Origin of the sequence: Blastococcus carthaginiensis, from assembly GCF_030731085.1 — a bacterium.
GTDB classification, from domain to species: Bacteria; Actinomycetota; Actinomycetes; order Mycobacteriales; family Geodermatophilaceae; genus Blastococcus; species Blastococcus carthaginiensis.
This window is the reverse complement of the sequence record NZ_JASNFN010000039.1, coordinates 19,125-33,674: the sequence shown is the minus strand read 5'-3', so window position 1 is coordinate 33,674 and position 14,550 is coordinate 19,125. Positions and strand designations below refer to the sequence as shown.

13 protein-coding genes, 1 tRNA gene and 1 riboswitch are annotated in these 14,550 nt (G+C 75.8%); of the genes, 8 read left to right on the top strand and 6 right to left on the bottom strand.

The window, feature by feature from the left end; translation table 11 throughout:
• Positions 1–86: 86 nt before the first annotated feature.
• Together QOZ88_RS21515 and QOZ88_RS21510 are read right to left on the bottom strand one after the other, a co-directional pair.
• Positions 87–1,364 carry a S1C family serine protease gene (locus QOZ88_RS21515; protein ID WP_306001736.1) on the bottom strand — a complete coding sequence of 426 codons (1,278 nt, stop codon included), beginning with the start codon at positions 1,362–1,364 and terminating at the stop codon, positions 87–89.
• 108 nt (positions 1,365–1,472) lie between these two features.
• Positions 1,473–2,246 (bottom strand): ABC transporter permease, encoded by a 774-nt coding sequence (locus QOZ88_RS21510; RefSeq protein ID WP_306001735.1) that lies wholly within the window; start codon positions 2,244–2,246, stop codon positions 1,473–1,475.
• A 141-nt stretch (positions 2,247–2,387) separates the two neighbouring features.
• On the opposite strand from QOZ88_RS21510, the gene QOZ88_RS21505 reads away from it, so the two are divergent.
• Positions 2,388–3,059: a hypothetical protein gene (locus QOZ88_RS21505; protein ID WP_306001734.1), complete on the top strand. Its 672-nt coding sequence runs from the start codon at positions 2,388–2,390 to the stop codon at positions 3,057–3,059.
• Positions 3,060–3,119: 60 nt separating this feature from the next.
• Here QOZ88_RS21505 and QOZ88_RS21500 read toward each other — a convergent pair whose 3' ends face one another.
• Both QOZ88_RS21500 and QOZ88_RS21495 read right to left on the bottom strand, forming a co-directional pair.
• Positions 3,120–3,572, bottom strand: a complete 453-nt coding sequence (locus QOZ88_RS21500) for an SRPBCC family protein (RefSeq protein ID WP_306001733.1) — start codon at positions 3,570–3,572, stop codon at positions 3,120–3,122.
• 103 nt (positions 3,573–3,675) lie between these two features.
• Complete coding sequence (locus QOZ88_RS21495; protein ID WP_306001732.1) at positions 3,676–4,557, bottom strand: ChbG/HpnK family deacetylase; 882 nt, start codon at positions 4,555–4,557, stop codon at positions 3,676–3,678.
• A gap of 107 nt (positions 4,558–4,664) precedes the next feature.
• Here QOZ88_RS21495 and QOZ88_RS21490 point away from each other — a divergent pair.
• Positions 4,665–4,737 (top strand) — tRNA-Thr (locus QOZ88_RS21490).
• Here QOZ88_RS21490 and QOZ88_RS21485 read toward each other — a convergent pair.
• Positions 4,737–5,135 carry a DUF5313 family protein gene (locus QOZ88_RS21485; RefSeq protein ID WP_306001731.1) on the bottom strand — a complete coding sequence of 133 codons (399 nt, stop codon included), beginning with the start codon at positions 5,133–5,135 and terminating at the stop codon, positions 4,737–4,739. The two genes, QOZ88_RS21490 and QOZ88_RS21485, sit on opposite strands and share 1 nt — an antisense overlap.
• 65 nt (positions 5,136–5,200) lie before the next feature.
• Here QOZ88_RS21485 and rarD point away from each other — a divergent pair, with 65 nt between their 5' ends.
• From rarD to QOZ88_RS21460, 5 genes are all read left to right on the top strand, one after another.
• Entirely contained in the window at positions 5,201–6,118 is a 918-nt protein-coding gene (gene rarD / locus QOZ88_RS21480) for an EamA family transporter RarD (protein ID WP_306001730.1), read from the top strand.
• 118 nt (positions 6,119–6,236) lie between these two features.
• Positions 6,237–6,575, top strand: coding sequence for a DUF3263 domain-containing protein (locus QOZ88_RS21475; RefSeq protein ID WP_306001729.1), 339 nt, complete (start codon positions 6,237–6,239; stop codon positions 6,573–6,575).
• Between the two features lie 179 nt (positions 6,576–6,754).
• Complete coding sequence (locus tag QOZ88_RS21470) at positions 6,755–8,092, top strand: LytR C-terminal domain-containing protein (RefSeq protein ID WP_306001728.1); 1,338 nt, start codon at positions 6,755–6,757, stop codon at positions 8,090–8,092.
• A gap of 56 nt (positions 8,093–8,148) precedes the next feature.
• Positions 8,149–11,040: an alpha/beta fold hydrolase gene (locus QOZ88_RS21465; protein WP_306001727.1), complete on the top strand. Its 2,892-nt coding sequence runs from the start codon at positions 8,149–8,151 to the stop codon at positions 11,038–11,040.
• 86 nt (positions 11,041–11,126) lie between these two features.
• Positions 11,127–11,993 carry an ABC transporter permease gene (locus QOZ88_RS21460; protein ID WP_306001726.1) on the top strand — a complete coding sequence of 289 codons (867 nt, stop codon included), beginning with the start codon at positions 11,127–11,129 and terminating at the stop codon, positions 11,991–11,993.
• Positions 11,994–12,151: 158 nt separating this feature from the next.
• Here the strand turns inward: QOZ88_RS21460 and QOZ88_RS21455 are convergent, their stop codons facing one another.
• A complete protein-coding gene (locus QOZ88_RS21455; protein ID WP_306001725.1) occupies positions 12,152–12,973 on the bottom strand; it encodes an HAD family hydrolase in 822 nt (273 codons plus the stop codon).
• Between the two features lie 58 nt (positions 12,974–13,031).
• A riboswitch (SAM riboswitch) is annotated at positions 13,032–13,163 on the top strand.
• A 12-nt stretch (positions 13,164–13,175) separates the two neighbouring features.
• On the opposite strand from QOZ88_RS21455, the gene thrC reads away from it, so the two are divergent.
• Positions 13,176–14,477 (top strand): threonine synthase, encoded by a 1,302-nt coding sequence (gene thrC / locus QOZ88_RS21450; protein WP_306001724.1) that lies wholly within the window; start codon positions 13,176–13,178, stop codon positions 14,475–14,477.
• Positions 14,478–14,550: the final 73 nt, after the last annotated feature.

The following is a 14,550-nucleotide window of genomic DNA, read 5'->3' as shown; positions in this document are numbered from 1 at the left end:
GCGGCGACCGGCCGGGGGGCGGGGGGGGGGGGGGGGCCCCCCCCCCCCCCGGGGGGGGGCGGGGGGCGGGGCCCCCGCCGGGGGTCTCAGCTGGTCTCGCCCAGGGTGACCTCGACCGTGCGGGCGTCCGAGCCGCGGCGCACCGTGAGCTCGACCGTCTCGCCCGGCGTCCGGCTGCGGATGGCGGCGGTCAGCTCGGTCGACGTGGTGACCGGGCGCTGCCCGACGGCGGTGACGACGTCGCCGACTCGCAGGCCGGCCTCCTCGGCCGCGCTGCCCTGCTCGACGGTGGCCACCTCGGCACCGGTGCCGACCTCGCGGTTCTGGTCGTCGGCGGCGGTGCCGGCCCGGACCCCGAGGTAGGCGCGGGTCGCGGTGCCGGTCTGGATGATCTCCTGGGCCACCCGCTGCGCGGTGTTGCCCGGGATGGCGAAGCCGACCCCGATGTTGCCGCTCTGCCCCTGCCCGCCGGGCACGCCGGAGGCGACGGTGGCGATCGCGGTGTTGATGCCGATCACCTCGCCGGCGCCGTCGACCAGCGCCCCGCCGGAGTTGCCGGGGTTGATCGCCGCGTCGGTCTGGATGGCGTCGAGCACGGTGGCCTCGAGCGCGCTGGCGTCGTCCTCGGTGGAGCCGGTGGGGCCGGTGGCCACGGCGCGGCCGGTGGCGCTGATGATGCCGTCGGTCACGGTGTTCGACAGGCCCAGCGGGGCGCCGATGGCGACGGCGACGTCCCCGATCTGCACCTCGTCGGAGTCGGCGAAGGTCGCGGCGACCAGGTCCTCCGCGCCGTCGAGGCGCAGCACGGCCAGGTCGAAGGCGGGGTCGGTGCCCACGACCTCGGCGTCGTAGAGGGTGCCGTCGGCGGTGCGCACCTGGACGGAGCCGGCCCCGCTCGCCCCCTCGGCGACGACGTGGTTGTTGGTGAGCACGTAGCCGTCGGCGGTCAGGACGACGCCGGAGCCGCTGCCCGCGCCGGAGCCGGTGCTCACGTAGACGGTGACGACGCTCGGCGCCGCCTTGGCCGCGGCGGCCGTGGCGGTGGTCGCCCGGTCGGGGTTCTCGATGGTCACGCTCTGCGCGGTCGCCGCCGATCCGCCGCCCGCAGCCGGCTCGTCGACCAGGGCGACCACGCCGGCGCCGGCGCCACCGCCGATCAGGGCGCCGGCGACGAGGCCGGCCAGGCCGATCCGCAGCCGGCTCCCTCGCCGGGGGGCGGCCGGCTCGGCCGCGGGCGTCGGCAGCCCGCCGTAGCCGGGGTAGCCCGGGGTCAGCACGGGCTGGGGCGTCGTCGGCTGCGGCGTCGGCGGCTGCCAGGCGAACTGCTGTCCCGCGCCGGGGTACTGGTGCTGGTGCTCGGTCACGCGTCGTTCCTCTCCTCGCAGCCGTGCGGCCGCTGCGTCGGAACCCACTGTCGGCCCTTCCTCTGGCGCAACGCTGGAGGAGTGCTGTGAGCTTCCTGGATGCCGGGATCACCCCGGGACGGGGAGCACCCGGCCGCGGGCGACCAGCTCGGTGACCGCCCAGACGGCCAGCACCTCGGTGGCCAGCAGCCCGACCAGCACCAGCAGCTGCGCCGCCCCCGCCTCCAGCGGACTGCCGCCACCGAGCAGCACGCCCACGAAGGCCCCGGGCAGGGTGACCAGCCCGACCGTGCGGGTCTGGTCCAGCGGCGGCACGAGGGCGGTGCCGGCGACCGGTCGGCCGACCAGCAGGACCGCGTCGCGGGGGAGCAGCCCGACCGCGAGCGCGGCCTCCACCTCGCCGCGCCGCTGCCCGAGCTCCTCGCGCAGGCGCCGGCCGGCGAGCGAGGTGGCGGTCATGGCACCGCCGATGAGGATGCCGGCGATGGGGATCACCGCCTCCCCGCGCAGCGGCACCGTGCCGCTGGCCAGGACGAGGGCGACCACGGGCGCGGCGCCGCCGATCACCGGGACGGCGGTGGCCGTCAGCCGGGCGACGGCGCCGGGCGAGCGCAGCGGCCGGCCGGTGGCCCGCCCGGCCGCGGTGGCGGTGGCCACCGACACCATGAGCAGGACGAACGCGGCGGAGAGCCAGAGCGACCCGACGACCACCAGGAGCAGGGCCGAGACGACGGCGAGCTGCACGGTGGCGCGCCCGGCCGCGATCAGCACCGAGCGGCCCTCACCCAGCCCGGACAGCCGCCCGCTCACGGCGGCCAGCGCGGTCAGCGCGACCAGGACGACACCGAGGCGGAGGTCGACGTCGACCACCGAGGACCCCACGGCGCCGATCCTGCCGGGTCACCCGCCCGGCCCGGCGCAGCGGGGCGCAGAACTCCGTGTGCAGCAGCGCCCGCGGGCGGGTAGTGGGCGGGCCTGAGCCGGGGTCCGCACCCGCGGCCCGCTGCCCGTCCCGTCGGCCTCGTGGAGCTGTCCGTGCCCGTCCGTGGTCCTCTCGTCCGGTTCCTCATCGGCCTCGGTCTGGTCTGCGCGGCCGTCCTGGCGGTCGTCGGCGGCATCGCGCTCCGCGGACCGGGGCTGGTGGCGGTCTGCGTCTCCGGCGCGCTCGCCGGGTGCGTGGCCGCCGGGGTGGCTCGCGAGGCGCCGAGGCCGGCGGGCCGGTCGGTGCTCGAGTCGGCGGGCCAGGCGGCGGCCGTGACGATCGGGGCCCTGCTGGTGGTGAGCGGGACGGCGGTGCTGGCCGGTGGTGCGGTGGCGCTGCTGCTGGTCGGGTCCGGCGCCGCCGGCTGGGCGGTGCTCCGGTGGGTGCGCGACCGGCGCGAGGCCGCACTCCGCGCCGTGCCGCCGGCGGACACCGGTGCCGGGGCCGCGGCCGACGTGGCCGGTGCGTCGACGGCGACCCTGGGGGAGGAGTGGCGGCGCACCGGTGCCCAGCTGCAGCGCCCCCTGGCGCCCGCGGCGCGGCAGCGGGTGGTGACCCGGCGGGCGCAGGTGCTCGACGAGCTGGAGCGCCGTGACCCGGACGGTTTCGCCCGCTGGCTGGCCGCCGGGCCGCTGGGCAGCGTCGACCCGACCGGCTTCGTCCGCAGCACGCCGCCGGGCGCCGACCCCAGCACGGAGACCGAGGCGGCCTGACCTGCGTCCCTCGGGCAGCGCGACCACCGGGAGGGTGGCCGGGCCCGAGGACGAGCCGGGTCAGGCTCGCTCGGCGGCCGCCGCGATGTCGTCCAGGTCCTGCTGCAGCGCCTTGGCCACGGCCCGGCGACCCAGCGGCGCGGTGACCGCGCCGAGCAGCCGCGCCACGGTGCTCGTCGGCCGGCCGCCGAAGGTCATCGTCATGTCCGTGCCGCCGTCAGCGGACGGGGCGAAGGCGAAGGTCGAGACGTAGTGGGCGCCCCGGCTCGCCGCCTCGACCCGGTAGGAGCGCTGCGGTTCCACCGCGGTCACGGCCATCTCCTCGGTCGCCGACCGGCCCATCATCGTGCGGGTCTCCCGCCAGCGCGTACCGACGTCGAAGGGCTCCGGGGTGAGCACCTCCACGGCATCGACCCCGCGGAGCACCTGCGGGGAACCCGTCAGGTCGGTGGCCACCTGCCACACCCGCTGCACCGGCGCCGCCACGTGCTGGCGGACCTCCACTTCCTGCATGGCTGCTCCCTCCCTCGTCTCCTCGCGCCGCCGCTCTGCGGCACGGCCAACCTGCCACCGGGGGACGACGGTCTCGTGCGGGAGCGTCATGGCCCGGACGACGTCAGCCACGAGACCACACCCGCTGCAGCCGTTCGTAGTCGGTGAGGACGATGCCCTCCGCCGCCACGACGTCGCGGGTCAGCGGGGACACGAGGAAGGCGTGGTCGGAGCGACGCACCGCCCAGCCCAGGTCGGCCGCCGTGGTGGGTTCCGCGCCCAGGGCCGGGTGCACAGCCCACTCGCTCAAGCCGGCGGGCAGGTCGCGCAGCAGCTGGAGGAGACGCTCGGCCTTCCCGGCGATCGGGAGCGCGAAGCTGTCGAGGAAGTCGTGGTCGACGACCGGTAGCCCTCTCGCCCGCGCACGCCGGCGCCCGTCGTCCAGCCACACCCTGGCTGCCAGTCCGTGCTCCAGGGCCAGAGCGATCGTCAGCTCGAGGACGTCGCCGCGGCCCCCGTCGGCCAGGACGTGCCAGTCCAGGTGCGTGGGGTCCAGGCCGTGCCGCACCACCGTGTCGATCTGCGCCCGCAGCTCGCGCTCGACCTCTTCGATGCGGGCGCGCTCCAGGAGCTGCGCCGACTCCGCGCTCGTGTGCAGCAGCCCGTGCTCGTCGAGGAGCGAGGGGACGTCGTCGCGGGCGCTCACGGGTGCCCAGCGGTGGGCCGGGCCGTCGCGGGTCAGCGTCAGGTGGATGCCGAAGGGCATCTCCGGCTCGGCATGGAGGAGTTCCAGCGCCTGTGCTGCTGCCGGGGCGGGGACCATGAGGCTCGTCGAGCTCGCCACCCCCTGCCGCACCGCCTCGAGCACGGCCGCGTTCACCGACGGGTGGATGCCGAGGTCGTCGCAGTTGATGATCAGGACCCGGGCGCCCACGGGGAAGCCGAGCGCCTGCGCGGCCGTCCGACCCTGCGCCTCCCCTCGGGTCGGCTCCGCCTGCTGGGTCACCAGGTGACGATGGCAGCACCCGGACGGTTCGCAACCCCGAGGGCGTCGCAGGACCCCGCCTGTCGCCCTGTCCCTAGACTCGTGCCCGGGACCTGTCCCCGCGTCTCGCCGGCGTGGCGCAACTGGTAGCGCACCCGACTTGTAATCGGGCGGTTAGGGGTTCGAGTCCCCTCGTCGGCTCAGTCGAAGCTCCCCGCGCCGTCGCGCCGGTAGGGGGAGAGCCGCTCCACCCGCGCCCGCTCGACGCGTTCGGCGCGCAGCCGGGCCGCCGTCCCCGGCTCGTAGCCGGCCTTCGCCACCCGGTGCTCGGTGGTCTCGACCATGTAGGCCAGCGAGAACAGCAGGCCCAGCAGCAGCCCGCCACCGGCCGCGGAGACCCGGTAGGCCAGCGGGACGGGGACGAGCAGCAGGCACGCCACGACGAACGGCAGCAGCTGCACGAGCGCCCGGGCCAGGTGCCGCCACACCCAGGTGCTGCCGGTGGTGTCGGCCAGCACCCACGGCGCCAGCTCGCGGGGCAGCCCGCCGCCGTACGCGTACCAGACCCACTGCAGGGGGCCGGGGTGCCGCGTGCTCACGCCCTCGACGGTAGGCCCATCCGGCCGCACGCGGCCGGTCCCGGCCCCGGGCGTACGGTGCCGCCGTGGACGAGCGTCGCCTGGGGGTGGTCTCCGGGCTCGGCGCCTACGCCCTCTGGGGCATCTTCCCGCTGTACTTCCCGCTCCTGGAGCCCGCCGGCGGCCTGGAGATCGTGGCCCACCGGGTGCTCTGGTCGCTGCTCTTCGTCGGGCTGCTCCTCACCGCCGTCCGCCGGTGGGGGCACGTGCGGGCCGCGGTCTCCAGCCCCCGCACGCTCGTGGTCCTGGCGGGCGCGGCGGTGCTGATCGCCACGAACTGGCTGATCTACGTCTACGGCGTCAACTCCGGGCAGGTCGTGGAGACCTCGCTCGGCTACTTCATCAACCCGCTGGTCAGCGTGCTCCTGGGCGTGGTCGTCTTCGCCGAGCGGCTGCGTCCCCTGCAGTGGGTCGCCGTCGGCATCGCGGCCGTCGCCGTCGTGGTGCTGACCGTCGACTACGGGCGCCCCCCGTGGATAGCCCTCGGCCTGGCGCTGTCCTTCGGCCTGTACGGGCTGATGAAGAAGCTGGTCCGGGTCGAGGCGGCGCCGGGGTTGTTCCTCGAGACGGCGCTGGTCGCGATCCCGGCCGGTGTGGTCCTCGCCGTCCTGCACGGCGGCGGCACGGGCACGTTCGCCAACGCGGGCGCCGGCCACGCCCTGCTGCTGGCCAGCGCCGGCGTGGCGACGGCGGTGCCGCTGCTGCTGTTCGCCGCGGCGGCCCGGCGCATCCCGCTCTCGACGGTCGGTCTGCTGCAGTACCTGACCCCGCTGATGCAGCTGGCGATCGGCGTCTTCGTCTACGACGAGCCCATGCCCCCGGCCCGGCTGGCCGGCTTCGTCATCGTCTGGGTGGCGCTGGCGGTCTTCACCGCCGACACCTGGCGACACGCCCGGGCCGGGGCGCGCCGAGCCGCCCGCGACGCGGTGGTCGCCACGCCCTGAACGGGTAGCCGGGCCCGCCGTGTCGCGGGGCCCGGAATCGTCGGAGGGCGGCGCTACCGTCGTGCCCGAGCCGCCGGGAGCGCCCGGTCGGTGGAGCAGCTCAGGAGATGGTCCGACGATGAACAGCGACCCAGCCACCGTGGTCTCCCCGCCCCGGGTCGACGGGTCAGGGGAGGGATCCGTGCAGGCCGGAGGCGCAGGCCTCTCGCGGCGCGAGCACGAGATGCTCGGTTTCGAGCGCCAGTGGTGGCGGCGTGCCGGCGCGAAGGAGACGGCGATCCGCGACCTGTTCGACACGACGCCGACCAGGTACTACCAGGCGCTCAACGCCCTGGTCGACCGCCCCGAGGCGCTGGCGGCCGACCCGCTCCTCGTGCGGCGCCTGCGCCGGGTGCGGACGGCGCGGCAGCGGACGCGTTCCGCGCAGGTCCTGGGCAAGGGGAATGACATGGATTAGATTTGCTCACCGTGGGCAGGCACGCCGCGTCAGGCAGTGACGGACTGGGTCAGGGACACGTGTCTCCAGCCGCTGGGCGGCGCCGGACCGACACCCCGGAGGGGTCCTTCCCCCACGCCGGCCTGAGCGACCACCCGACCGCTACCGGGCGCGACCGCGCCGGCCTTCGGCGTGACGTCGTGGCGGATGCCCCCGCCGAGGCGGCCCGCCAGATCTCCCGCTCCCGGCTGCCGCTACCGCCCGTGCCGGCCGGCCCGCGCGCCGCGGGTGCCTCCGCACCGGCCGGTCCGCGCGCCGGGGCCGTCCCCGCACCGCACACCAGCGCCGCGCCGTTCCGCGCGGTGCCCTCGCCCGCTCCGGCCCCCGTCGTCCTCGGGGACGTCCCCGCGCCGGCCCGCGCCGCCGACCTCCCCGCGCCGGCCCGCGCCGCCGACCTCTCCGCGCCGGTTCGCGCCGCCGACGTCCTCGCGCCCCGGGGCGCCGACGCGCCGCTGCCCGCCGCCCACCTCCCGGGCAGGGCCGCCCGCCCGACGGGCCTCCTGGTCGACGACGAGCCGCTGGCCAGCACCGGTCCGGCCCGCGGCCTGGGCCGCAGCGCCCCCGCGCCGCGCGTTCCCCGCGTGCCGCGGCAGACCACCCCGTCCGGCGCGCCCTCGTCCTCCTACGGCGACTGGACCAAGCCCTCGCGCACCGACGAGACGGGCCGCTCGCGGCTCGGGCCGGCGGCGCTGCAGGCGCCGGCCACCACGGCGATCCCCGAGCGCGGCACCGCCGCCCGCCGCGATGACATGGCCGACCTCGGCTACGACGACTTCGGCCACGACGGGCCCGCCTACGACGACGCCCACGACCTCGATGCCGAGCTCGCCGCTACCGCAGCCGGCGCAGCCAAGGTGAAGGGCGGCCGTGCCGCCTACCGCGCCGAGCGGCAGGCGGCCGACGCCGCGCGTCGGAAGGCGGCCAAGCGCAGCGGCACCCCCGAGGTGATCTTCGACGACGAGCCCGAGCGCAAGCCGCGCCGGGTGCTCAAGGGCCTGGTCGCCATGGCCGTCGTGGCCGGCGCGGTCCTCGGCGTCTACACGGTCACCGCTCCGGAGAAGGAGGAAGCCGCCGCCGCCACGTCCGCCCCTGCCAGCGCGCCGACCGTCGCCGTCCCCACGGCCGCCCTGCCGCCGCTGCCGGAGAACCCCGTGGTCGTCGAGCCGGTGATCACCACCCCGGTGCGCGTGCCCGTCACCGTCCTCAACGCCACGAACATCAGCGGCCTCGCCGCCACGATCTCCGGTGCCGTCGTCGCCGGCGGCTGGGAGTCGCCGGGTGTCGGCGCCTACCCGGGCACCGACGTGTCGGCCACCACCGTCTTCTTCACCGAGGGCGACGAGCAGCAGCGCCAGGCCGCGCTGCAGCTGATCGACCAGTTCCCCGAGCTCGCCGGCCCCGCGCCGCGCTTCTTCGACGTGGCCGACGCCCCCGCGCCGGGGCTGGTCATCGTCGCCACGGGCAACTGGCAGCCCTGATCCCGGCCGGTACCGACGCCCGGAACACCGGCCGACCCCCGGCCGTTGGGGCCTTCGTGCGTTCCCTCCGCGGGCTCGTGCGTCCCCGCCCGCGCCCCGGTGCGCGCGCTGCGGCCGCCGCCCTGCTCGCCTTCGCCCTGCCGGCCGGTTCGTTCGTGCTCGCGCCTCCGGCGGGCGCCGCCGAGGTGCGCACGGAGGAGGCCCGGGTGCCCTCGGGCTCCGGCGAGGACGCCGTCGAGCTCGACACCACGCTGTACCTCCCCGACACCGACGAGCCCGCGCCCGCGGTCGTGCTCGCGCACGGCTTCGGCGGCAGCAAGCGCTCGGTCGCCGACGACGCCGCCGACCTGGCCGACCGCGGGTACGTCGTCCTCACCTACTCCGCCCGGGGGTTCGGGGAGAGCACCGGGCGGATCGGGCTCAACGACCCCCGTTACGAGATCGCCGACCTCTCCAGGCTGCTCGACCTGCTGGCCGGGCGCGAGGAGGTCGAGCTCGACGCCGCCGGCGACCCGAGGGTGGGGGTCGCCGGCGGGTCCTACGGCGGGGCGCTCGCCCTGCTCGGTGCCGCCTACGACGAGCGGGTCGACGCCATCGCGCCGCAGATCACCTGGCACTCGCTGACCACGTCGCTCTTCCCGTCGCAGACCGGCGAGCTGGCGGCCGACACGGTCGCGGCGGTCCCGCAGACGGAGGCGGCCGGCGTCTACAAGCGGCTGTGGGCGGGGCTCTTCTTCGGCATCGGCTCGGCGTCGGGCGGCCTGCTGGACGCTCTCGGGGGCGGCGGCGGGGCCGGCAGCGCCGCGCTGCCCGCCGGCCTGCCCGAGCAGCTGCTCGAGCGGACCGCCGCGGATCCGGAGGCCGCCGAGCTGCTGCTCACCTGCGGCCGGTTCCGGATCGAGGTCTGCGAGGCCTACCAGACGGCCGCGTCCACCGGCACGCTCACGCCGGAGGTCGCCGCGGTGCTCGACCGCAGCAGCCCGGCCGGCGTCCTCGACCGCATCGACGCGCCGACGCTGCTGGTCCAGGGGACCCAGGACTCGCTCTTCGGCCTCGGCCAGGCCGACGCGAACGCGCGCGGGATCGCCGCGGACGGGACCCCGGTCAAGGTGGTCTGGTTCGCCGGCGGCCACGACGCCCCCTCGTCGGACGTGCAGGCGCAGGACCTGCGCGACCAGGTCGCCGGCTGGTTCGACTGGCACCTGCGGGGGCAGGGCGAGGACCCCGGGACCGGCTTCGAGTTCCCCGCGCCCACCGGTCTCGGCGCCACGATCGGCCGGGTGCAGGGCGGCGACCAGACCGTCGCGGCGGCCGCCTATCCCGGGCTGGACGGCGCCGAGCCGGCCACCCGCCGGGGGGTGACAGTGTCCGGCCCCGTGCAGCCCGTCGTCACCCCCGCCGGCGGCACGCCTGCCGCGCTCACCACCGTGCCCGGGCTGGGTGCGCTGACCTCCGCACTGGGGGGCGCGACCGCGGAGATCCCCGGTCAGTTCGCCGCCTTCGACAGCGCCCCGCTGGAGGCCCCGGTGGAGGTCGTCGGCGCCTCGACCGTCGACCTCGCGGTCGCCTCGCCCAGCGGCAGCGCCACCCTGTTCGCCAAGCTCTACGACGTCGGCCCGGACGGCGCGACCACGCTGCCCGGCGGGCTGGTCGCGCCCCTCGCGCTCACCGGCATCTCCACCGATCCCACCGCCCCGACGCGGGTGAGCGTCACGCTCCCGGGCATCGTGCACCGCTTCGAGACCGGTCACACGATGCGCGTGCTGGTCTCCTCCACCGACCAGGCGTTCGCGCTGCCCGACGAGGCGGCCGTCTACTCGGTCGGGCTGGCCTCGGACGTCGCCCCCAACGGCGTGGCCGCCGGTGAGGCGACCCTGGCCGCCCCCGAGGTGGACGGCCGCGACGAGTCCGCGGCCGGTACCTCGCGCTGGTGGGTGCTGCTCGCCGTCCTCGCCGGCCTCGGGCTGCTGGGCTGGCTGGTTGCCCGCTGGTGGGGCAGCCGCCGCGACCGGCGAATCTCGGAGGTCCAGCCGGACGGCGAGGACGTCCCGCTGCGCTTCACCGGCGTGACCAAGGCCTACAAGGACGGCTTCGTCGCCGTCCGCGACCTCTCCTTCGAGGTGCGACGCGGCCAGGTGCTCGGCCTGCTCGGGCCCAACGGCGCCGGCAAGACGACGTCGCTGCGGATGCTCATGGGTCTCATCCGGCCCACCGACGGGCGGATCAGCGTCTTCGGGCACGCCGCCGGCCCCGGGGCGCCGGTGCTGTCCCGGCTCGGCTCCTTCGTGGAGGGCACCGGTCTGCAGCCGCACCTGTCCGGCCGCGACAACCTGACCCTCTACTGGGCCGCCACCGGCCGGCCGGCCGAGGACGCGCACATGGACGAGGCGATCGCCGTCGCCGGCCTCGGTGCCGCGATCGACCGGCCGGTGCGCCGCTACAGCCAGGGCATGCGCCAGCGGGTCGCGATCGCCCAGGCGATGCTCGGGCTGCCCGACCTGCTGGTGCTCGACGAGCCGACCAACGGGCTGGACCCGCCGCAGATCCACGCCATGCGCGAGGTGCTGCACGACTACGCGGCGACCGGCCGCACGGTCATCGTCTCCAGCCACCTGCTCAGCGAGATCGAGCAGACCTGCAGCCACGTCGTCGTCATGGCCAAGGGGCAGAAGATCGCGCAGGGCACGGTCGAGGAGATCGTCGGTGCCGGCGGTTCGGTGCTGGTCGGCCTGGCCGACGGCGCCGACACCGACCGGGCGATCGCCGTCCTCGCCGGCCTGCCCGGGGTCACCGCCGGGCGCGCGGACGACGGCCTGGTCGCCGAGCTCGACGGCGCGCGGCGGGCCGACGTGCTGCAGGCGCTGGTGTCCGCGGGCATCGCCGTCGAGCAGTTCACGCCGCGACGCCGGCTGGAGGACGCCTTCCTGGCGCTGGTGGGGGAGTCATGACGACGGGCACCCGCGAGGACGACGGCCGAGGGAGCATCGCAGGGAGCGCCAGCGACCGAGGAGCGGATCGAGGCCGGAGTCGAGCCATGACGCAGCACGTGCAGCCCACCGGCGCGGTCGCCGGCTACCGGCCGGAGCGGACGCTGCGGCTGTCGGTCGAGCTGCGCCGGCAGTTCAAGCGGCGGCGGACCCTCGGCGTCTTCGCCCTGATGGTCGCGCTGCCGCTGGTGCTCATCGCCGCGCTGCAGCTGGGCGCCAGCGAGGAGGCTGCGGAGAACACGCGGATCAACCTGGTCGACGTCGCGACGGCGAGCGGGCTGAACTTCACCCTCTTCGTGCTGTTCGCGACCACCGGCTTCTTCCTCGTCGTGGTGTACGCGCTCTTCTTCGGCGACACCGTGGCGGTCGAGGCGCAGTGGGGGTCGCTGCGGTACGCGCTGGCCACCCCGGTGCCGCGGATGCGGCTGCTCCGGCAGAAGTGGCTGGCGGCGCTGGTGCAGTCGGTCGCCGCGCTGCTCACCCTCGCGGCGGTGGCGGTGGTCGCCGGGGGGATCGCGTTCGGCTTCGGGGACATCCGGACCCCGGTCGGCGTGGGGATCGACCAGGGCGAGGGCATGCTGCGGCTGGCCGGGATGCTGGGCTACCTCGCCGTCCACCTGCTCGTCGTCGGCGCGCTGGCGTTCTGGTTCTCCACCATCACCGACGCGCCCCTGGCCGCGGTCGGCGGGGCGGTGTTCACCATGTTCGTCTTCGCGATCCTCGACCAGGTGGAGCAGCTGGGGTCCATCCGCGACTGGTTCCCGACGGCGGAGGAGTTCGCCTGGACCGACCTGCTCCAGACACCCATCGACGACGGCGACCTGTTCCGCGGCGTGATCCAGTCGCTGGTCTACATCGCCGTCTTCACCGCGCTGGGCTTCCGCCACTTCGCCCGCCGCGACGTGACCAGCTAGTACTGCGGCCGGCAACGCTCGCCTGCGTCCCGAGACCGCCGCTGATGGCGACGGAGTGCGCAGATGGTCAGTTTTCGGCACGGGAACGGCGCATCTGCGCACACTGTCCTGGCCGCAAGAGTGGAGGGGGCACCGCAAGAGCGGGGACGGCGGCTCGCCTACAGGCTCTGCCGCACCGCCTGGGCCCAGCCCTCGCCCATGGCGCCGGCGGTGACCGCGGCGTTGGGGACGGCGGCGAGCGCGTCGGCCATGCCGTCGACCGCGGCGCCGTTCGCGGTGATCCACAGCCGGCCCACCGCGGGCGCCATGTCCAGGTCGCTGACGCTGTCCCCGATGGCCACGGCGTCGGCGGGGGAGAGGCCGCGGCGCTCCAGGTCCCAGGCGATCGCCGCGCCCTTGGAGATGCCGCGCGGCATCAGGTGGTAGACCCGCGGCGGGGCGGCATCGTCGGCCAGCCCCATCCACGAGGCGGCGGGGATCGCCCCGTTGTCCTTGAGCGTCAGCCAGCCCGTCCCGCGCTCGGCCAGCCAGGCGTCGACGGCGAGCGGATCCACCCGGCCGCGGAGCAGCGCGTCCGTGGCGTGGGTGGCGTGCCAGGGGGCGTGCCACTCCAGCCGCCCCGGGTGCGCGGCGACCAGGTCCTCGACGACGCCGAGCTCGGCCATGACGTCCATCGGGGTGCGGTCCCCGTACTCCGGGGGCAGCGCGCCGCGCAGCCGGTGCGTGGTGCGCCCCGAGCCCCAGCCGATGGTGGCGCCCAGCTCGGCGATGGCGCCGTCGGCGGCGAAGATGCGCGCGGCCTCCACCACCTGCTCGTAGGTGCGGCCGCTGACCAGCACCAACGCCGCCCCGGCACGGTGCAGGTCCAGCAGCGCGCCGGCCGGCCCGTCGGTCAGCTCCCGCCCCGCCGTGTGCCAGAACGAGCCCCGCGGGCCCACCATCGTGCCGTCGAGGTCGGTGTAGACGACGCGCGCGCTCACCAGGCCATCCTGTCCCGCCGCCGGGCGCCCGCCGCGACTGGGTAGAGTTCACGCCGTTCACTCATCCAGAGGGGCAGAGGGACACGGCCCGATGAAGCCCCGGCAACCGCCGTCCGCGCGTGCTCCGCGCGGCGGGAGGTGCCAATTCCGTCCCGCGCGGCTCGACGGCCCGCAGCGGGGAAGATGAGGAGGTAGTCGTCGCATGACCCTCACCGCACCCGGATCCGTCCAGGCCGACTCCAGCGCCGGCGGCCCCGTGCCCCCGTGTCCCGCCCGCGGGCTGGTCTGCCGCAACTGCGGCGCCACCTTCGGTCTCATCGCCCAGCACGCCTGCGCCGAGTGCTTCGGCCCGCTGGAGGTCGACTACGACCCCGAGCTGATGAAGGCCGTCACCCGCGAGCAGATCGAGGCCGGGCCGCAGAACATCTGGCGGTACGTGGCCCTGCTGCCGGTGGGTCAGGACCAGGCCGACCGCGTCTCGCTCGACCCGGGCATGACCCCGCTGGTCCGCGCCGACCGGCTCGCCGCCGAGCTCGGCCTCACCGGCGGCCTCTGGGTCAAGGACGACTCGGCCAACCCCACCCACTCCTTCAAGGACCGCGTGGTCAGCCTCGCCGCGACCGCCGCCAAGGGCCTGGGCTACACGAAGATCGCCGCCGCCTCCACCGGCAACCTGGCCAACTCGGTCGCCGCGCACGCCGCGCGGGTCGGCCTGCCGTCGTTCGTCTTCATCCCGAGCGACCTGGAGCCGGGGAAGATCGTGCAGTCGGCGGTCTACGGGCAGACGCTGGTCGCCGTCGACGGCTCCTACGACGACGTCAACCGGCTGACCAGCGAGCTCGGCGAGACCGACGAGTTCGAGGACACCGCCTTCGTCAACCAGAACGTCCGGCCCTACTACGCCGAGGGTTCCAAGACGATGGGGTACGAGATCGCCGAGCAGCTCGGCTGGCGCATCCCGGCCCAGGTCGTCATCCCCATGGCGTCCGGGTCGCTGCTGACCAAGGTCGACAAGGCCTTCCGGGAGCTGACCGCGGCCGGCCTCGTCGAGGCCACCGAGTGGACGATCTACGGCGCCCAGTCGGCCGGCTGCGACCCGATCGCCACCGCGTTCGACAACGGTTGGGACGTCGTCAAGCCGGTGAAGCCCACGGGGATCGCGAAGTCGCTGAACATCGGCAACCCGGCCGACGGCCCCTACGCCCTCGACGCGATCCGGCGCACCGGGGGTGCGGTCGCCCGCGTGGGCGACGACGAGATCGTCCAGGGCATCCGCGACCTCGCCCGCACGACCGGCGTGTTCGCCGAGACCGCCGGCGGGGTGACCGTCGCGGTGCTGCGCAAGCTGGTCGAGAGCGGTCGGCTGGACCCGGCGAAGGAGACCGTCGTCCTCAACACGGGGGAGGGGCTGAAGACCCTCGACCCGCTCGAGCCCGTCGTCGGCCCGACGCACCGCGTGGAGCCGTCGCTCAGGTCGGTGCGGGCCGCCGGCCTCATCGGCTGAGCCGCGGGTCGCCCGATCCGGCAACACAGCGGCGGGGAAGCCTCTGCACCCGGCGGGTGCTGATGTACCTTCT